The 17,346-nt window shown below is 60.9% G+C and carries 16 protein-coding genes; 11 read left to right on the forward strand and 5 right to left on the reverse strand.

All coding sequences use genetic code 11. The features are described 5' to 3' along the window. Positions 1 to 7: 7 nt before the first annotated feature. Together dctP and OJHNALOF_RS05035 are read right to left on the reverse strand one after the other, a co-directional pair. Positions 8 to 985 carry a TRAP transporter substrate-binding protein DctP gene (gene dctP / locus OJHNALOF_RS05030; protein WP_094200176.1) on the reverse strand — a complete coding sequence of 326 codons (978 nt, stop codon included), beginning with the start codon at positions 983 to 985 and terminating at the stop codon, positions 8 to 10. Positions 986 to 1,216: 231 nt separating this feature from the next. Next, positions 1,217 to 2,173, reverse strand: coding sequence for a LysR family transcriptional regulator (locus tag OJHNALOF_RS05035; protein ID WP_165661349.1), 957 nt, complete (start codon positions 2,171 to 2,173; stop codon positions 1,217 to 1,219). A gap of 395 nt (positions 2,174 to 2,568) precedes the next feature. Between OJHNALOF_RS05035 and OJHNALOF_RS05040 the strand changes: the two genes are divergently transcribed. The 4 genes from OJHNALOF_RS05040 to astD all read left to right on the forward strand — a co-directional run bounded on the left by OJHNALOF_RS05040 (position 2,569) and on the right by astD (position 7,361). Then, complete coding sequence (locus OJHNALOF_RS05040) at positions 2,569 to 3,150, forward strand: aminodeoxychorismate/anthranilate synthase component II (RefSeq protein WP_094200174.1); 582 nt, start codon at positions 2,569 to 2,571, stop codon at positions 3,148 to 3,150. 445 nt (positions 3,151 to 3,595) lie between these two features. Beyond that, the gene (locus OJHNALOF_RS05045) at positions 3,596 to 4,810 is read left to right on the forward strand and encodes an aspartate aminotransferase family protein (protein ID WP_165661350.1); all 1,215 of its coding nucleotides are present in this window, start codon (positions 3,596 to 3,598) and stop codon (positions 4,808 to 4,810) included. 63 nt (positions 4,811 to 4,873) lie between these two features. Further along, positions 4,874 to 5,899, forward strand: coding sequence for an arginine N-succinyltransferase (gene astA, locus OJHNALOF_RS05050; RefSeq protein ID WP_094200172.1), 1,026 nt, complete (start codon positions 4,874 to 4,876; stop codon positions 5,897 to 5,899). Then, complete coding sequence (astD, locus tag OJHNALOF_RS05055; RefSeq protein WP_165661351.1) at positions 5,892 to 7,361, forward strand: succinylglutamate-semialdehyde dehydrogenase; 1,470 nt, start codon at positions 5,892 to 5,894, stop codon at positions 7,359 to 7,361. Before astA ends, astD begins: the two co-directional genes overlap by 8 nt. Positions 7,362 to 7,491: 130 nt before the next feature. Here astD and OJHNALOF_RS05060 read toward each other — a convergent pair whose 3' ends face one another. Continuing rightward, positions 7,492 to 8,697: an MFS transporter gene (locus tag OJHNALOF_RS05060; protein ID WP_240919637.1), complete on the reverse strand. Its 1,206-nt coding sequence runs from the start codon at positions 8,695 to 8,697 to the stop codon at positions 7,492 to 7,494. Between the two features lie 123 nt (positions 8,698 to 8,820). Between OJHNALOF_RS05060 and OJHNALOF_RS05065 the strand changes: the two genes are divergently transcribed. The 5 genes from OJHNALOF_RS05065 to OJHNALOF_RS05085 all read left to right on the forward strand — a co-directional run bounded on the left by OJHNALOF_RS05065 (position 8,821) and on the right by OJHNALOF_RS05085 (position 12,097). Then, a complete protein-coding gene (locus OJHNALOF_RS05065; protein WP_165661353.1) occupies positions 8,821 to 9,708 on the forward strand; it encodes a LysR family transcriptional regulator in 888 nt (295 codons plus the stop codon). Positions 9,709 to 9,739: 31 nt separating this feature from the next. Further along, positions 9,740 to 10,648 (forward strand): NAD(P)-dependent oxidoreductase, encoded by a 909-nt coding sequence (locus tag OJHNALOF_RS05070; RefSeq protein WP_370462293.1) that lies wholly within the window; start codon positions 9,740 to 9,742, stop codon positions 10,646 to 10,648. 253 nt (positions 10,649 to 10,901) lie between these two features. Continuing rightward, positions 10,902 to 11,174, forward strand: a complete 273-nt coding sequence (gene hupA, locus OJHNALOF_RS05075) for a nucleoid-associated protein HU-alpha (protein WP_094200167.1) — start codon at positions 10,902 to 10,904, stop codon at positions 11,172 to 11,174. Positions 11,175 to 11,295: 121 nt separating this feature from the next. Continuing rightward, entirely contained in the window at positions 11,296 to 11,715 is a 420-nt protein-coding gene (locus OJHNALOF_RS05080; protein ID WP_094200166.1) for a hypothetical protein, read from the forward strand. Position 11,716: 1 nt separating this feature from the next. Beyond that, complete coding sequence (locus OJHNALOF_RS05085; RefSeq protein ID WP_165661355.1) at positions 11,717 to 12,097, forward strand: sirohydrochlorin chelatase; 381 nt, start codon at positions 11,717 to 11,719, stop codon at positions 12,095 to 12,097. A 203-nt stretch (positions 12,098 to 12,300) separates the two neighbouring features. Here the strand turns inward: OJHNALOF_RS05085 and purD are convergent, their stop codons facing one another. Continuing rightward, positions 12,301 to 13,584, reverse strand: coding sequence for a phosphoribosylamine--glycine ligase (gene purD, locus OJHNALOF_RS05090; protein ID WP_165661356.1), 1,284 nt, complete (start codon positions 13,582 to 13,584; stop codon positions 12,301 to 12,303). A gap of 15 nt (positions 13,585 to 13,599) precedes the next feature. Then, on the reverse strand, positions 13,600 to 15,183 hold the full coding sequence (gene purH / locus OJHNALOF_RS05095; RefSeq protein ID WP_165661357.1) for a bifunctional phosphoribosylaminoimidazolecarboxamide formyltransferase/IMP cyclohydrolase: 1,584 nt from the start codon (positions 15,181 to 15,183) through the stop codon (positions 13,600 to 13,602). 199 nt (positions 15,184 to 15,382) lie between these two features. Here purH and zntR point away from each other — a divergent pair, with 199 nt between their 5' ends. Beyond that, positions 15,383 to 15,811: a Zn(2+)-responsive transcriptional regulator gene (gene zntR / locus OJHNALOF_RS05100; protein ID WP_094200162.1), complete on the forward strand. Its 429-nt coding sequence runs from the start codon at positions 15,383 to 15,385 to the stop codon at positions 15,809 to 15,811. A gap of 227 nt (positions 15,812 to 16,038) precedes the next feature. Beyond that, a complete protein-coding gene (locus OJHNALOF_RS05105) occupies positions 16,039 to 17,322 on the forward strand; it encodes a purine/pyrimidine permease (RefSeq protein WP_165661358.1) in 1,284 nt (427 codons plus the stop codon). Positions 17,323 to 17,346 lie beyond the last annotated feature (24 nt).

Genomic DNA, 17,346 nt, shown 5'->3' on the forward strand with positions numbered 1-17,346 from the left:
ATGGACCTCACTTGGCACTGCGGTAGCGCTCGATAATGCTCATCAGATCGCTGCCGAACTGAGGGGTGTATTGCTGCCAGATGCCGCTGACGGCGTCCTGAAAGGGGGCGGGGTCAACGGTGTTGACCGCCATGCCCATGTCTTTCAGTTTGCCGACCAGTGCTTCGTCATCCTGCCGGGTCATGTCCCGCTGCCGGTCCCGCCAGCGGGAGGCCATTTCCTGTACCACGGCCTGATCGGCCGGCGAGATCTTCTTCCAGGTAAAGTCGGTAACGGTCAGACAGGCGGGGGCCCATACATGGCCGGTAAGGGAGACATAATCCTGCACTTCGTTGAAAGAGGAGGAGTAGATGATGGACAGCGGATTTTCCTGGGCGTCAAACACTCCCTGCTGCAGGGCGGAGTAGAGCTCCCCAAAGGCCAGGGGGGCGGGGCTGGATCCCAGGGCGCTGAAGGTGTCGAGCCGCATCTTGTCGGGGGTGACCCGAATCTTGAGGTTACTCAGATCCTGTGGGCTGGTGATGGGGCCCCGGTTGTTGGTGACGTGACGGAATCCGTTTTCCCACCAGGAAAGAATGCGCAGGTTTTTCTTGAGGGCCAGTTCCTCAAGCGCCCCACCCAGCTCACCATCAAAGGCGGCGTAGGCGCTTTCCCGTTTGTCCCAGGAATAGGGCAGTTCCACGATGCCGAATTTGGGTTCGATAGGCTGGAAGGAGCCACAGCCGATGACGCCGGCATGCACACTGCCGATTTGCATGCCCTCAATCATGACTTTCTCGTTACCCAGCTGACCACTGGGGAAAACCGTGATGTTGACGCGCCCCTCGGTGGCTTTACGGACATCGTCGGCAAACCCTTCTGCCGCTATGTTCCAGCTGTGGGTGGTGGGCAGTACATGGCCCAGTTTGATGTCCAGTGCGTGTGAGGAAGTGGCTGTCGCGAAGAGGGCTGCGCCGAGGCAGAGTGATAAACGTTTCATTTCCATGTCATGTCACCTAGGTCTGGTTGAATCGGTGTCCTGCTGCTCTTCAATGAGCAGTGTCCTAAGGGTGACAGTTATGTGACATAAGACAATTTGCCATTTTTAATGGTAAGTATTTGTCAGATTTATAGATGGAACTGAGACAGGAAGAGGGCGAACTGACCATCCAACCTAAGTGAGGCCGGGGCTGGCATGTGCAGGGAGAGAGCGGCCGGAACGCACACCGGCCAGAGATCAGGGGGTGTGATGCTGTTCCAGCAGGCGTTTTTCCAGGGGGACGCGTGCCAGTGCATTCTGGCAGAAATCAAAAAAGGCCTGTTCGGCAATACCAAAGCGTGCATCCTGATGCCAGATCAGGTGCATATCAATATCGGCAACACCGTCGTAGGGCGGAAGGGGCCACAGCTTTCCCAATTTTACATCGTTGGCAACGGTATGCTCCGGCAGACAACCGATACCCCAGCCGGCCCTGACCATCCTCTTGACGTCATCCAGGCTGCTCGACTGGGCAACAATGTCGCTCGACAGCTGGTTATTGGCGCAAAAGACCGCCAGTGGCGACAATACACCGTCCAGCTGGGCACTGCTGAAGGAAACCTGGGGTTCATGTCGCATGTCTTCCAGACTCAGGTTGTCCTTGCCGAAAAACCTGTGGGTATGACCGCAATAGAAGCGGTAAAGCTGGCGGGCCAGCACCTGGGACTGAAGACCTTCAACATCATGATTCATCAGGCAGATGCCCACTGTGCCTTCTTTTTGTAGCAGGGCCTGCTGAACCTCAATGCTGGACATGACATCGATATTGCAGGTGATATAGGGATGCAGCTGATGGAAGTCCTTGAGCACCTGGTCGAGAAACGGAATTTCGATGCCGCTGACCATCAGCAGGTGAATATTGCCGGCCACTTCCGGACGGGACTCGTTAACGGCCACACTGAGCCTGGCCACATTGGCATAAATTTCGACTGCCTCGTTATAGACCAGCTCTCCGGCCTTGGTGACCCGAAAGCTGCGGCTGCCGCGCTCTATCAGGCTCTGCCCCAGGCGTTCCTCCAGGCGTTTGAGTGCCAGGCTGACCGCCGGCTGGGACAGATGAAGCCGTGCGGCCGCACGGCTGACGCTTCGCTCCTGCACGATCGCCATAAAGCTGCGAAGCAAATTCCAGTCGAGGGTATCGTGTATGGGGCGCATGCTGCTTGGCCTCAAGATTCTGAATGTTGCCAGATATAGCAAATAACCGGCAAAGATGCCGTTGCGATCTGGCGGCCACTCGAAGCCGTATGCAATAAAAGCGACCCTGCTCACAGGGCGTTGTTGCTCGGCTTTCATGAAGGGTGATATTGAGTCACTAGATGACAAGGTACGGTTTCGGCCCGTAGTCAAAAGCGTGAAGCCACCTTCAGCCTCTGATCCTGGCCTCCGGCCATGTGGTTCCAGTCCGATCGGATAGATGCGAAAATACTGCCTCCTCATGTGTGCTGTTGAGGTTCCGGGTCAGGGTATCAAATGAAATTTGTGTATCAGGGCGGGTGTCGCGGCAGTGCTTGGCTGGTTAGTATCTTTAAAATCAAAGAGATAAGTGCAACATGCTGCTGATGATCGACAACTACGACTCCTTTACCTGGAACCTGGTGCAGTATTTCGGTGAACTCGGACAGAAGGTGGTGGTGCGCCGCAACGACGACATCGGCCTGGACGAGATGGCCGCCATGGCGCCGGCGGGACTGATCATTTCCCCCGGCCCCTGCACTCCGAACGAGGCCGGCGTGTCGCTGGCAGCCATTGAACGTTTCGCCGGTGCACTGCCCATCCTGGGCGTGTGTCTGGGCCATCAAGCCATTGCCCAGGCCTTTGGCGGGCGAGTAGTGCGGGCCCGGCAGGTCATGCACGGCAAGACCTCGGCCATTCGCCATACCGGCACCGGCCTGTTTGCGAATCTGCCCGATCCGCTCACCGTCACTCGCTATCATTCCCTGGTGGTTGAAGCCGGCACCCTGCCGGCCTGCTTTGAGGTCACCGCCTGGAGTGAACACGACCATGGCGGGCGGGACGAGATCATGGGCATGCAGCACAAAACCCTGCCGGTGCACAGTGTGCAGTTTCACCCGGAAAGCATTCTGACCGAAGGCGGTCACCGGCTGCTGCGCAACTTCCTTACGCTGTTGTAAGCGCCGCCAATGAGCGTAGTCGTCGTTCGGTGCCATTCGCTGCGCTCATCACCTTCCTTCCTGCACACGACTTGCAGTTCCATGCGAACCATCAAGGCGATGTGCCTTGCGAGCCTCACTATTAGTTTTTCTTGTTTTCCTTATCAGACTTTCTCGTTCGCCAGCCGTCGTTCTGGCGGGAATAATGGCCGCGAGCCCGTTTTTTCGTAAAAAAATTTTTCTTGCCTGTTTATGCAGTGAAAAACCCGTGATCACGGGGACGGACTCGCCGGGTTGCGAGCTTATGCAAGATAAATGACTACAATTTTTCAGGTTGCAAAATAAACGACCAAAATTGTTGGTTTGTGTAGAGACAAGTTGTGGTCACTTTGCAATAATGCTTGCACGTTTACATGGATTTAACTTTTATCGCAGAGCATGCTGCGGTAAATCAGAGGAGCAACGCATGTCTGATATGGCTGTTACCCGCGAACTGTTTGACCAGGTGATGGTGCCCAACTACGCCCCTTCCGGAAGCATTCCGGTGCGGGGCCAGGGCGCTCGCGTATGGGATCAGCAAGGCCGGGAATTTATCGACTTTGCCGGCGGCATTGCGGTCAACTGCCTGGGTCATTGCCACCCGGCCCTGGTCGGCGCGCTCAAGGAGCAGGGTGAAAAACTCTGGCACCTGAGCAACGTCTGGACCAACGAGCCGGCCCTGCGCCTGGGCAAGAAGCTGGTGGATGCCACCTTTGCCGAGCGCGTCTATTTCTGCAATTCCGGCGCCGAGGCCAACGAGGCCGCCCTCAAGCTGGCCCGCCGCTACGCCATCGAGCATCACGGCCCGGAAAAAACCCAGATCATCGCCTTTCACCAGGGCTTTCACGGCCGCACCTTCTTTACCGTGACCGTGGGTGGCCAGGCCGCCTATTCCGATGGTTTCGGCCCCAAACCTGCTGACGTTGAACACGTTCCCTACAATGATCTCGACGCACTCAAGGCCCTGATCTCCGATCGCACCTGCGCCGTGGTGATGGAGCCACTGCAGGGCGAGGGCGGCATCATCAGCCCCAACGCCGACTTTGTACAAGCGGTGCGCGAACTGTGCGATCAGCATAATGCACTGCTGGTGTTTGACGAGGTACAGACCGGCGTGGGCCGCACCGGTGCCCTCTATGCCTACATGGATCTGGGTGTGACCCCCGATATTCTTACCAGTGCCAAGGCCCTGGGCGGCGGCTTCCCTATCGGCGCCATGCTCACCCGTGCCGACATCGCCGCTTCGCTCAAGCCGGGCACCCACGGCTCCACCTATGGCGGCAACCCGCTGGCCTGTGCCGTGGCCGAGGCCGCCTTTGATACCGTCAACACGCCGGAAGTATTGGCCGGGGTGAAGGAGCGCGAGGGCTGGTACCGGGAAGAGCTGGCGAAAATCAACGCCAAATACCAGTGTTTCTCGGAAGTTCGCGGCAAGGGCCTGCTGCTGGGCTGCGTCATGAATGAGCAGTACCAGGGCCGTGCCAAGGAATTTCTGCAGGCCGCTTCAGAAGAAGGCCTGATGGTGCTGATCGCCGGTGCCAACGTGGTGCGCTTTGCGCCGTCACTGGTGATCACTCGAGAAGAAGTGCAAGAAGGCCTGGCCCGCTTTGAGCGCGCCGTGGCCAGGGTGGTCAACGGCTGAGGGCCACCACCGTTATAACAGGCGGGGCCGGAGCGCCCCGCCACACGCTGAAAGGAGTGCTGCATGCTGGTGATTCGCCCCATAGAGCAGCGAGATTTACCCACGCTCAAGCAGATCGCCATCGAGTCCGGCCACGGCTTTACCTCACTGCCGGTCAACGACGAGCTGCTGCAGAATAAAATCAACCATTCCCTCGCTTCCTTTGCCAGCCGTGCCGGCGGCAAGGGCGAGTGTCTGTATTTTTTTGTCGCCGAAGACAGCGACACCGGCGAGGTGCTCGGCACCACGGCGCTGGAGTCGGCGGTGGGGCTGTCGTCCCCCTTTTATACCTACCTGCTGGGCAAGCAGGTGCACAGCTCGCGCAAGCTGGGCATTTACAATGTGGTGGAAACCCTCACCCTCACCAATGACTACACCGGGGTCAGTGAGTTGTGCACCCTGTTTCTGCGCGAGCCCGCCCGCCATGGTATGAATGGTCGCTTGTTGTCGAAGAGTCGGTTTCTGTTCCTGGCCGAGTTTCCCGAGCTGTTTGATCGGCGCATTCTGGCGGAAATGCGCGGGGTGTCCGACGACGATGGCAACAGCCCGTTCTGGAGCTGGTTGCAGGAGCATTTTTTCTCCATGGACTTTCCCACCGTGGATTACCTCACCGGCATCGGGCAGAAGGGCTTTATCGCCGATCTCATGCCCAAATATCCGATTTACGTCAGCCTGCTGTCAAAACAGGCGCGGGCGGTGATCGGCAAGACTCACGAAAAGACCCGGCCGGCCCTGCACCTGCTGGAAGAAGAAGGCTTCAGCTGGCGCGGTTATGTCGACATCTTCGACGCCGGCCCCTCGGTGGAGTGCGAAGTGCGCGAGATCCACACGGTGCGCAGCAGCCGCCAGCTGCGGGTGCATATCGGCGAGCCGACGCAGCCGGGCCAATACCTGATCAGTAACGGCCGCTTTGGCGACTTTCGCGCCCTGCTGGGCGACATGGCAATCAATGAACAGCAACAGGCGGTCATTTCTTCGAAAATGGCCAGCCTGCTGAAAGTGGAAGACGGAGATACCGTCAGGGTAGCGGAGATGAAACGCAATGACTGAGGCAGTGCAATACATCAATGGTCAGTGGTTGACGGGTGAAGGCGAACGGTTTGATTCCCTTGACCCGGCGAAAAACGAGGTGGTCTGGCAAGGCGCCGCCGCCAGTGCGGCCCAGGTGGATGCCGCCGTGTCCGCCGCCCGCGGGGCACTGGCCGACTGGGCCTTTCGTTCGCTAGATGAGCGCCTGGCCGTGGTCAAGGCCTTCTGTAGCCTGCTGGAACAGCACAAGCCGCAGCTGGCCGGCCTGATTGCCAGGGAAACCGGCAAGCCTCAGTGGGAGGCGCTGACCGAGGTGGGCGCCATGATCGGCAAGGCCGCCATTTCCGAAAGGGCCTATGCCGAGCGCACCGGCACGGTGGAAAACCCCATGCCCGGCGCCCGTGCCTTTATTCGCCACAAGCCCCACGGCGTGGTGGCGGTGTTCGGCCCCTACAACTTTCCCGGCCACCTGCCCAACGGCCATATCATTCCGGCCCTGATCGCCGGCAATACCGTGGTGTTCAAGCCGTCCGAGCTTACTCCCCTGGTGGCCCAGGAAATGGTGCGGCTGTGGGCCGAAGCCGGGCTGCCCGAGGGCGTGCTCAACCTGGTGCAGGGCGAGGTCGGCACCGGCAAGGCGCTGGCGGCGCACCCCGGCATTGACGGCCTGTTCTTTACCGGCTCATCCAATACCGGCAAGCTGCTGCACCAGCAGTTCGCCGGCCAGCCGGGCAAGATCCTGGCGCTGGAAATGGGCGGCAACAACCCCCTGGTGGTCACCGACGTGGCCGATGAGAACGCCGCCGTGCACGCCATCGTGCAATCCGCCTTTATTACCTCCGGCCAGCGTTGCACCTGTGCCCGCCGTTTGCTGGTGCCCAGGGGCGAAGCCGGTGACCGGCTGCTGGCGCGGCTGGTCGAGGTGACCAAGGCCATTAGCGTGGGTCACTACGATGCCGATCCCCAGCCCTTTATGGGCGCGATGATCTCCGAGCGCGCCGCCCGGGGCATGGTAGCGGCCCAGGCCAACCTGCTGGCCTTTGGTGGCGAGTCGCTGCTGATGCTGAAGCACCTGCAGCCGGGCACCGGCCTGGTGTCGCCGGGCATCATCGATGTGACCGGCGTGGCCGAGCTGCCCGACGAGGAACATTTCGGCCCGCTGCTGCAGGTGATTCGATTCGACTCCCTGCCCGAGGCACTGACCCTGGCCAACCGCACCCGCTACGGCCTGTCGGCGGGCCTGCTGTCCGACAGCGAGGACGACTGGGACTATTTCTATCGCCATATTCGCGCCGGCATCGTCAACCGTAACCGCCCCATTACCGGCGCCTCCAGCGCCGCGCCCTTTGGCGGGATAGGGGAAAGCGGCAACCACAGGGCCAGCGCCTACTATGCCGCCGACTACTGCGCCTATCCGGTGGCCTCGGTGGAAGGCGAGAGCCTGGACATGCCCGAGACCCTGTCTCCCGGGTTGCGCTTTTAATCCAGGCTGGTATGCGTCGGCTGGCGGCCTCGGCAGACTCGATGTTTGAGGGCAGCCGCGCCGGCCGAACATAACCGTAATCCCGCTTTTGAGAACCCTGCTTTCGAAATGAAAAGCAGGGTTTTTCTTGTCAGGGAGCGGGTGTCTCCGGTCCCAGGGCCTCTGGCCCCGGGGTCAGCGCAGAAGTGTGGTTGCCCAGTATCCACCCGCCCAGCATCATCAGCAGGACTGCACCCCCGGCGAGCATCATAAAGACCGCATCCAGAGAGCCGGTAATGGCGCGCAGGTAACCCGCCAGCAGATTTCCCAGGCTGCCTCCCAGGCCAAAGGTGACCATGCAAAACCCGCTGATCTGCATGGTAGCGGTGGCGGAGTAGTGCCTGCCCACCCAGCCGGCCACTATGCCCCACATGGGAAAGTACATCATGCCGTAGCCAAATCCGGCCACCATGGCAAAGCGGGCCGGATCATACACAAAGGCCAGCTGGCCGAGGGCAAAGCCGCCGAAGATCACCAGCAAGGCCACGCCGTGGCCTCTGCGATCGGCCAGCCTGCCGGCAAGCAGGCCGGCCACCATGCCGGTGACGCCCACCATGGTCCAGGTGTAGCCGCCGAGGCTGGCGGGAAGGCCCAGTTGATCCAGGTAGGTCGCAAGCCAGCTGGAGAACGGCATGGTGGTGAACCCGGCCAGAAAGCAGATAAGGCAGGCCAGAAAGGCGGTGCGTTCGCGGCAAAGGGCAAGCAGCAGCCTTTGAGTCGGCATGGCCGGCTCGGGTTGTGCATTGGTGGCCGGCTGGCCGAGGCCGCGCAGCAGCTGCCAGGTCAGGGCCACCACCAGCAGGCCACAGGCTCCCGCCAGTTGCCAGGCCTGCTGCCAGCCGAGGGAAGGCACCACCAGCAACAGCAGCAGGCCGTTCAGCCCATACCCCCAGGCGGTGCCGCTGGATACGGTGGAAAGACAGGTGGAGCGCTGCTCAGGGCGAGTGTGGTGGCTGATGATCTCCACCAGGGCGCCCCAGCTGATGGCCGCACTGGCGGCCAGACAGGTCAGGGTCAGCATTATCAGGGGCGGGCTCTCAAGGTGTGCCATGGTAAACAACAGCACCGAGCACAGTGCCCCGGTTGCCAGAGACAGTCGCCCCGTATTCAGGCGATGGCCGCACAGCCCAAGCAGCATGGCGCCGGCAAGGTAGGCCAGCTGGGTAAGTGCACCAATGGCGGCCAGGTGCCAGTGGCCGAGTTGAATGGTCTCGCGCATCAGGGGCACCAGGGCGGCAAACAGAAACATGCCAAATCCATGGCTGACTATCTGGTTCATTCCGAATATTACGACCATCTTCATCCTTGATGCTCTCCAACCGAGTGATTAAAAATCCTGTTTCGCCATCCTGACGACTTGTTGGTTTTCGGTAAATCGATGAATATTGAGGTCTGCGTTCAACAAGGTTGAAATCTGAGCATGCGTGATTTGCCCATTACCCTGCTGCGTACCTTTGTGGTGGTGGCGGAAACCCTGAACCTGACCACCGCCGCCGGTCGCCTGCACCGGGCCCCCTCGACCATCAGCATGCAGCTGAACCGGCTGGAAGGCCTGGTGTCGACCGCCTTGCTGGAGCGGGGGCAATATGGCGTGAGGTTGACTCCGGCGGGAGACCTGCTGCGCGCCCATGCCCAGCTGCTGCTGAATCAGCACGACCGCATACTGGGGGCTTTTCTGCACGGAGATATTGACGGCAAGGTGCGTTTTGGCACTCACGATCAATATGCCACCCGCAGCCTGCCGCCCTTGTTGGAAACTTTTGTGCTTAATTACCCGGAGGTTCGGCTGGAAATTCAGTGCGATCACCGTCCCGACTACCTGCAGTCACAGGTGCGGCAGGGCAAACTGGATCTGGCCCTGGTCGAAATGCCACTGCTCTCGCACGACGGTGAGCGCCTTGGCGGTGATGAACTGGTCTGGGTGCGTTCACCCGTGCACCAGGCGCACTTGCGCGACCCGCTGCCACTGGCGGTGTTTGTTGAGGGCTGCTATCACAGAAACGCGGCCCTGCAGGCACTGGCGCAATGGCAAAAGCCCTGCCGGATTGCCTTTACCAGCCAGAGCCGGGCCGGGGTGCTGGCGGCGGTAAGGGCGGGCATTGGCGTGGGCATTATTCCCCGTAGTACCCTGGAGGAAGGCCTGGTGGTGGAAGCGGGACTGCCCCCTTTGCCCGGCACCGACGTGACCCTGTTGGTGGCGGCCGAGGCCAACGAGGCAACCGACAGGCTGGCGCAGATCATTCGAGAGAGTCCGCAGTTTTCTTGCGCCGACCATGGCATGGCCAGGGTGCTGCACCAGCTTGGCTGAGCGGTAGCAACCTTGTTCCCCGATGATGAGCATGGGATCATGCTCGCCGACGACATTCATTCAAAGGAGCCGAAGCATGAAACTGGCATTTATCGGACTGGGCGTCATGGGCTTTCCCATGGCCGGGCATCTGCAGCAGGCGGGCCACGAGGTGTGCGTGTATAACCGCAATTCAGCAAAGGCGGCGGACTGGGTGGCCCGGTTTGGCGGCAGCCAGGGTGCCACGCCGGCCGAGGCCGCGCGGGGTGCTGACATGGTGATGGTGTGCGTGGGTAACGACGACGACGTGCGCTCCGTGGTTTATGGTAGCGACGGCGTGCTGGCGGGTATGCAGGCCGGTGCCCTGCTGGTTGACCATACCACCACCTCGGCCCAACTGGCGGAAGAGCTGGCAAAAACCGCCGGCAAGCAGCATGTGCGCTTTATCGATGCTCCCGTGTCCGGCGGTCAGCTGGGGGCGGAAAACGGTGCTCTGACCATCATGATCGGCGGCACCGAGGCCGATGTGGCCGAGGCGGCGCCGGTGCTGGCGGCCTATGGTAAAAAGGTGACCCGTATGGGCCCGGTGGGCGCCGGCCAGCGCTGCAAAATGGTCAACCAGATCTGTGTGATCGGGGCGGTACAGGGCATCGCCGAGGGCCTGATGATCGCCCAGAAAGCTGGCCTCGACATTCCCACCCTGATTGAGGTGCTGGCCGGTGGTGCGGCCCAGAGCTGGCAACTGCAGAACCGGGCCCAGACCATGGCCGACGACCAGTTCGATTTTGGCTTCGCCGCCCAGTGGATGCACAAGGATCTGGGCATCTGCCTGGATGAGGCCGAGCAACAGGGCCTCAAACTGCCCCTGACCGAGCATGTGCACGCCGTGTATGAGCGCCTGCTGGAGCAGGGCATGGGGCGCTGCGATTCCACCGTGGTGATTCGGGATCTCAAGTCCTGAGATGCAGGCGGGCGCGCGGCGAATTTTGCCGGCCCTGTCGCGGCGGGGCTTGGCAGAGCCGGGGCGGCTCGGCTATGCTGAGCTCTGCCTCAAAGTGTGGCCTCGAGTGTTTCCCGCTGTTATGTGATGTTTTCCGCAGTTTCCGCACAAAACAACGGCACTTGATGTGAGGGTTTGAGCCAAAGGCTTTGCTTGAGCCTCGAATTTGAATAGAGTGGGCAACCGCTTAATGCCAAGTGAGAAAGGATACCCTATGAACAAGACTCAGCTTGTCGATGCAATCGCCGCCAAGGCCGACCTGAACAAGGCTCAGGCCAAGGCTGCCCTGGAAGAAGTACTCAACGGTATCACTCAAAGCCTGAAAGAAGGTGATCCTGTTCAGCTGGTTGGCTTTGGTACCTTCAAGGTAAACCACCGTGCCGCCCGTACCGGTCGCAACCCGCAAACCGGCAAGGAAATCCAGATTGCAGCGGCAAACGTGCCAGCCTTCGTGGCCGGCAAGGCGCTGAAAGACGCGGTCAACTAAGACCCAGTCAGAACACACCCAACCCGGCCCAGGCCGGGTTTTTTTTAACACTTTTCTTGCCCCCGCGATCATTAGGTTGTTATAACTGAACCAGGTCCTGTCCCGAACCAGGGAGGCTTTTATGGAAGTGAACGCTATTCGTCAGGTCGCCATTCCATGGGCGGGAGCCCGGGAACTGACCACGGGGCTGATGCTCACCGAGTTGCATCAGGATGTCTGGAGCGGTTGCCTGGAGCTGGCCATGGGGGTGCCTTCCGACATGGACACGCCGCCGCACATTGTGTACTGGCTCAGCTTCGGTCATCTCTATGGTTACCGCGTGCTGGAAGGTGCCGATGTGCCCGAGCTGTTTGAGGACGAACCGCACAACGACAGTCAAATCCAGCTGATCACCCCATCCCGTTTTCTGACCTGGTTTCACCAGGAAACCCAGGGCACTCACCTGAACGAGGACATTCAGCACTACCGCATAGCCTGCTGGGATTTTTGCGTCGACGTGCTGGCGGCCCAGCCGCCGGAAGTGTGTATCAACAAGGAGTAGCATGAAAGGCTTTATTCTGGTCGCCCACGGCAGCCGGCGGGCTACTGCCAACGAGGAAATTGCCGGGTTCGCCCAGCGTATGACAGCCGCCATGAAGGGCGGCTTTGATTTGACCGGCTATGGCTTCTGGGAGCTGGCGGAGCCGTCCCTGGGGCAGGTGATCGACGCCCAGGTGGCTGCCGGCGCCCGGGACATTACCCTGTTCCCCTACTTCCTGGCGGAAGGCAAGCATGTGGTGAAAGACTTGCCCTCGGTGCTGGCGGAGAAAAAGACCCAGTATCCCGGAGTGAAACTGACGCAACTGCCGCACCTGGGTGCCATTCCCGGCTTTGATCAGTGGCTGGCGGCGCAGTTGCAGGAAGATGACGAGGCGAATAGCTAGGGTAGGTTGGCGATGAGCGAAGCGAATTCACAACGTGAAGGCGCCTGTGAAATGTTGGAATTCGCGATGCTCATTCCAACCTATGGCTCTGCATTAACGCCGCAGGCGCTCAATATTCGAATATTTCGATGTGGAGTTTAATAAAAACGGGGCCAAACTGGCCCCGTTTTACTTTCGGCTTCAAGCTTTCAGCTGCGAGTTGATTATTGCGCTTCCCGCGCAATTGCCCGCCAGGCGATATCGCTGCGGAAGAACACGTCGTCCCACTGGATCTGACGGGCCAGCTCATAGGCGTTGGCCTGTGCCTGACTGACGCTTTCACCCAGGGCGGTGGCGCACAGCACCCGCCCGCCGGCGGTGACCACGTCATCGCCCTTGAACTGAGTGCCGGCGTGGAATACCTTGGCGCCTTCGGCCTCGGCGGGAATGCCGGTGATCACATCACCCTGGCGATAGGCGCCGGGGTAACCGCCGGCGGCCAGCACCACGCCCACGGCGGCGCGCTCGTCGAACTCGGCAGTGGCCTTGTCCAGCTCACCCTTACAGCTGGCCAGGCACAGCTCCACCAGATCGGATTTCAGCCGCAGCATAATGGGCTGGGTTTCCGGATCGCCAAAGCGGCAGTTGAACTCGATGACCTTGGGCTGACCGTTCTGGTCGATCATCAGGCCCGCATACAGGAAGCCCTTGTACACATGACCTTCGTCCGCCATGCCGCGTACGGTAGGCATGATCACCTGTTCCATGATGCGGTCATGAATGTCCTGGGTCACCACCGGGGCCGGGCTGTAGGCACCCATGCCGCCGGTGTTGGGGCCGGTATCCTTGTCGCCCACGCGCTTGTGATCCTGGCTGGTGGCCATGGGCAGTACGTGCTCGCCGTCCACCATCACGATAAAGGAGGCTTCCTCGCCATCGAGGAATTCCTCGATCACCACCCGGCTGCCGGCATCGCCAAAGGCGTTGCCCGCCAGCATGTCGCGCACCGCTTCTTCGGCTTCTTCCAGGGTCATGGCCACGATCACGCCCTTGCCCGCGGCCAGGCCGTCGGCTTTGATCACGATGGGGGCACCCTGCTCACGCAGGTAGGCCAGCGCCGGCTCCACCTCGGTGAAGTTCTGGTAGGCGGCGGTGGGGATTTGCTGGCGGGCCAGAAAGTCCTTGGTAAAGGCCTTGGAGCCTTCCAGCTGGGCGGCGCCGGCGCTGGGGCCGAAAATGGCCAGGCCGTCGGCTTCAAAGGCGTCAACCACGCCGGCCACCAGGGGGGCTTCGGGGCCGACGATGGTCAGCTCCACTCGCTCCTGTTTGGCAAAGGCCAGCAGGCCCTGAATGTCGGTGGCGGAAATGGCCACGTTGGTCAATGCCGGCTCAAGCTCGGTGCCGGCGTTGCCCGGGGCCACGAACACCTTGCTTACCTTGGGTGACTGGGCGGCTTTCCAGGCCAGGGCGTGTTCACGACCGCCACCGCCGATTACCAATACGTTCATGCTGTGTCCTCGCAATCAGTGACGGAAGTGGCGCATGCCGGTGAACACCATGGCCATGCCGTGCTCGTCGGCGGCCTGAATGACTTCCTCGTCGCGCATGGAGCCACCGGGCTGGATCACGCAGCTGATGCCGGCGGCGGCGGCGGCGTCGATGCCGTCACGGAAGGGGAAGAAGGCGTCGGACGCCATCACGGAGCCCTCAACCTGCAGGCCTTCGTCGGCGGCCTTGATGCTGGCGATCTTGGCGGAGTACACCCGGCTCATCTGGCCGGCGCCCACGCCTATGGTCTGGCTGCCCTTGGCATAGACGATGGCGTTGGACTTAACGAACTTGGCCACCTTCCAGCAGAACAGCAGGTCTTTCAGCTCTTCCTCGGTGGGCTGGCGCTTGGATACCACCTTGAGGTCGGCCATGTCCACCATGCCCTGATCCCGGTCCTGCACCAGAATGCCGCCGTTCACGCGCTTGATGTCGAGACCGCGGGTACTGGTGCTCCACTGGCCACACTCCAGCAGGCGCACGTTTTTCTTGTCGGCCACGGCGGCTTTCGCCTCGGCGCTGATGGACGGGGCGATGATCACTTCCACAAACTGGCGCTCGATAATGGCGCGGGCGGTGGCGTCGTCCAGTTCACGGTTAAAGGCGATGATGCCGCCAAAGGCGGAAGTGGGATCGGTCTGGTAGGCACGGTCATAGGCTTCCAGCAGGTCCTTGCCCAGGGCCACGCCACAGGGGTTGGCGTGCTTGACGATGACACAGGCCGGCTCATCGAATTCCTTCACGCACTCCAGGGCGGCGTCGGTGTCGGCGATGTTGTTGTAGGACAGCTCTTTGCCCTGCAACTGGGTGGCGGTGGCCACGGAGGCTTCGTCGACGTTGTTTTCCACGTAGAAGGCGGCGCTCTGGTGGCTGTTTTCGCCGTAGCGCAGATCCTGCTTCTTGGTGAACTGGTAGTTGACGGTGCGCGGGAATTTGGAACCCTCGGCGGACTGGTGATAGGCCGGTACCATGGTGCCGAAGTAGTTGGCGATCATACCGTCGTACTGGGCGGTGTGCTCAAAGGCGGCAATGGCCAGATCGAAACGGGTGCCTTGAGTCAGGCTGTTGCCGTTGGCATCCAGCTCGGCCAGCAGGCGGTCGTAGTCGCCGGCGTTGACCACGATGGCCACGTCGTTGTGGTTTTTGGCCGCGGCGCGCACCATGGTGGGGCCACCGATGTCGATGTTTTCAATCGCGTCTTCCAGGCTGCAGTCGGCCTTGGCAACGGTGTTGGCGAAAGGATAGAGGTTGACCACTACCATGTCGATGGGCGCAATGCCGTGCTCGTTCATGATGGCGTCGTCCTGGCCGCGACGACCCAGAATGCCGCCGTGTACCTTGGGATGCAGTGTCTTGACGCGACCGTCCATCATTTCCGGAAAACCGGTATAGTCGGATACTTCGGTCACGGGAAGGCCTTGTTCCGCCAGCAGGCGGGCGGTGCCGCCGGTAGACAGCAGCTCCACGCCACGGGCGTGCAGCCCCTGGGCGAATTCCACAATGCCTTGTTTGTCGGACACACTCAGCAGAGCTCGGCGAATGGGTCGGGCAGTTTCCATTATGTTCTCGTTCCTTTAACGATTCATCGGGGGGTTTGGTAAAATCGGCGAAAGGACGCCACCGGCTTTACCAAACCGCCTGGTACGCCAGAACGGAAGGCGGCATATTCTACCCGTTTTTGCCGTCCTGTGCCGGACTATTTGGTTTGGTGTCAAGAGGTTTTACGTGTAATCAATACCGCTCTGAAAGGAGAAGCGAATGTATCGCATCGGCGAGCTGGCCAGGGCCTTTGGCATCAAGACCGATACCCTGCGCTTTTATGAAAAGGAAGGGCTGCTGGTGCCCAGTTTGCGCACCCCCACGGGTTACCGGCAGTACAGCGAAGACGACAAGAAACGGCTGCATTTTATTCTGCGCAGCAAGAAGGTGGGCTTTTCCCTGAAAGACATCGAAGAGCTGCTGGCCCTGCGCATCAGCAGTTGCCAGGTGACCTGCCGCGAGGTCAAGGCGGTGGCCGACACCAAGCTGGCCGACGTGGAAGAGCGTATTCGCGAGCTGGAGCAGTTTCGCCGCTCTTTGCGTCAACTGTCCGAGGCCTGCTGCGGTGGGCAGGAAAGCGCCGAGCACTGCTCCATTCTGGAAGCGCTGGACGGCAAGCTTGAGAATACCGACAATAACGCTCGTTAACGCCCCCTGAAATGGCCGCCTTTGGCGGCCTGTCTTGTTGTGCCTTGCATGATGCTCAACGAATAGTTCGTAAATGCGCGCGATGAATTCCAACACGCAGCCGACGGCGGCATGTTGGAACCCGGTTGCGCTCATCGCCAATCTACGCCGATTTGCCCGCCAATGGCCGTGAACAACTGCGGACCTGCCGGCATCTGCTTGCTTTTTTCAACACGGGAGATGTTTCAATGCGACACCAGCTGGGGTGGGGACTGAGCGTGACTCAGTGGTTTGTGTTTTTGCTGGCCAACGCGCTGGCGCTGCCCATCGTGCTGGGCCAGGCCTTTGATCTGGACAGCAACGAAGTGGCCGGCCTGGTGCAGCGAACCCTGCTGGTGGTGGGCCTGAGCTCGGGGCTGCAGGCCTGGCTGGGGCATCGTTATCCCATCGCCGACGGTCCCGCCGGCTCTTGGGCCATCGTGTTTGTGGTGATGGCCTATATCGGCAGGGAGCAGGGCCTAGACAGTGTCGACACCCTGAGGCTGCTCTCCGGCGGCGTGCTGGTGGCGGGGCTTATCATGCTGTTGCTGGGGCTCGTGCGTCAGGTGCACCGACTGTTGTTTCTGTTTACTCCCCTGGTGACCGGTTGTTTCATTTTGCTGCTGGTGATTCAGCTGGCCGGGGTGTTTGTACGCGGCATGGTCACGGATCCGCGCACCGGCACCATGAGCCTGCCGGTGCTGCTGATTGGCCTGCTGGTGTTCCTCGGGGTGCTGCTGTGCTCCTTCAGCCGCCACAACCTGCTGCGTACCTATGCGGTACTGGTGGGCATCGTACTGGGCTGGATGGCGTTCTGGCTGTTTGGATTATCGCCGGCCACCCCGGCAGAAGGGACCGGCCTGGCGCTGCCGGCGTTGTTTGCCTGGGGCCTGCCGCGGCTGGATGCCGGCATGCTGGTGGTGGCGGTGCTGTTTTCACTGCTGCTGTTTTCCAACCAGATAGCGGCGGTGACCGCGGTCTCGGCGGTGGTGAGGGAGCGCCAGCGCGATGACAATGCCGTGATCAATCGCAGCAGCTGGGTGTCCGGCATCAGCCATGGCCTGACCGGCAGCTTTGCCACCGTCGCCGTGGTGCCGCTGCCGGTCACCGCCGGTTTTATTCAGTTGAGTGGTGAAGACAGGCGGGGTCCCTTTTTGTTGGCCTGCGGGCTGCTGGCACTGGTGTCGTTGTTCCCGGGAGCGGTAAGCGTGTTGTCGCTGCTGCCGGCGCCGGTGGCCAATGCGGCACTGCTGGCCACCTTTATCAAGCTGGTGAGCCTGGCGTTTCAGCTGATCACCAAAAGCGGGATGGACAACCGCGCCAGCACCATAGTGGGCGTGGCCCTGCTGCTGGGCGTGGGCTGCATGTTCCTGCCCCCCGGCCTGTACCGACACTTCCCCAGCATGGCGCAATACCTGCTCGGTAACGGCCTGCTTACCGGCACCCTGCTGGCACTGGCAATGGAGCAGCTCTGGTCAAAAGGGAAGGGGTAATGAACAGGGCCTGCAGTGCAGGCC

Origin of the sequence: Oceanimonas sp. MB9, assembly GCF_011319775.1 — a bacterium.
GTDB lineage: Bacteria > Pseudomonadota > Gammaproteobacteria > Enterobacterales > Aeromonadaceae > Oceanimonas > Oceanimonas doudoroffii.

Bases quoted from the DNA above. Each gene is read 5' to 3' on its own strand.
- OJHNALOF_RS05060 (WP_240919637.1), bottom strand. From the start codon at position 8,697: ATGGTCGTAATATTCGGAATGAACCAGATAGTCAGCCATGGATTTGGC.
- OJHNALOF_RS05035 (WP_165661349.1), bottom strand. From the start codon at position 2,173: ATGCGCCCCATACACGATACCCTCGACTGGAATTTGCTTCGCAGCTTT.
- dctP (WP_094200176.1), bottom strand. From the start codon at position 985: ATGGAAATGAAACGTTTATCACTCTGCCTCGGCGCAGCCCTCTTCGCG.
- OJHNALOF_RS05080 (WP_094200166.1), top strand. From the start codon at position 11,296: ATGGAAGTGAACGCTATTCGTCAGGTCGCCATTCCATGGGCGGGAGCC.
- purH (WP_165661357.1), bottom strand. From the start codon at position 15,183: ATGGAAACTGCCCGACCCATTCGCCGAGCTCTGCTGAGTGTGTCCGAC.
- OJHNALOF_RS05040 (WP_094200174.1), top strand. From the start codon at position 2,569: ATGCTGCTGATGATCGACAACTACGACTCCTTTACCTGGAACCTGGTG.
- astD (WP_165661351.1), top strand. From the start codon at position 5,892: ATGACTGAGGCAGTGCAATACATCAATGGTCAGTGGTTGACGGGTGAA.
- OJHNALOF_RS05070 (WP_370462293.1), top strand. From the start codon at position 9,740: ATGGGATCATGCTCGCCGACGACATTCATTCAAAGGAGCCGAAGCATG.
- hupA (WP_094200167.1), top strand. From the start codon at position 10,902: ATGAACAAGACTCAGCTTGTCGATGCAATCGCCGCCAAGGCCGACCTG.
- OJHNALOF_RS05065 (WP_165661353.1), top strand. From the start codon at position 8,821: ATGCGTGATTTGCCCATTACCCTGCTGCGTACCTTTGTGGTGGTGGCG.
- astA (WP_094200172.1), top strand. From the start codon at position 4,874: ATGCTGGTGATTCGCCCCATAGAGCAGCGAGATTTACCCACGCTCAAG.
- OJHNALOF_RS05045 (WP_165661350.1), top strand. From the start codon at position 3,596: ATGTCTGATATGGCTGTTACCCGCGAACTGTTTGACCAGGTGATGGTG.
- OJHNALOF_RS05105 (WP_165661358.1), top strand. From the start codon at position 16,039: ATGCGACACCAGCTGGGGTGGGGACTGAGCGTGACTCAGTGGTTTGTG.
- purD (WP_165661356.1), bottom strand. From the start codon at position 13,584: ATGAACGTATTGGTAATCGGCGGTGGCGGTCGTGAACACGCCCTGGCC.
- zntR (WP_094200162.1), top strand. From the start codon at position 15,383: ATGTATCGCATCGGCGAGCTGGCCAGGGCCTTTGGCATCAAGACCGAT.
- OJHNALOF_RS05085 (WP_165661355.1), top strand. From the start codon at position 11,717: ATGAAAGGCTTTATTCTGGTCGCCCACGGCAGCCGGCGGGCTACTGCC.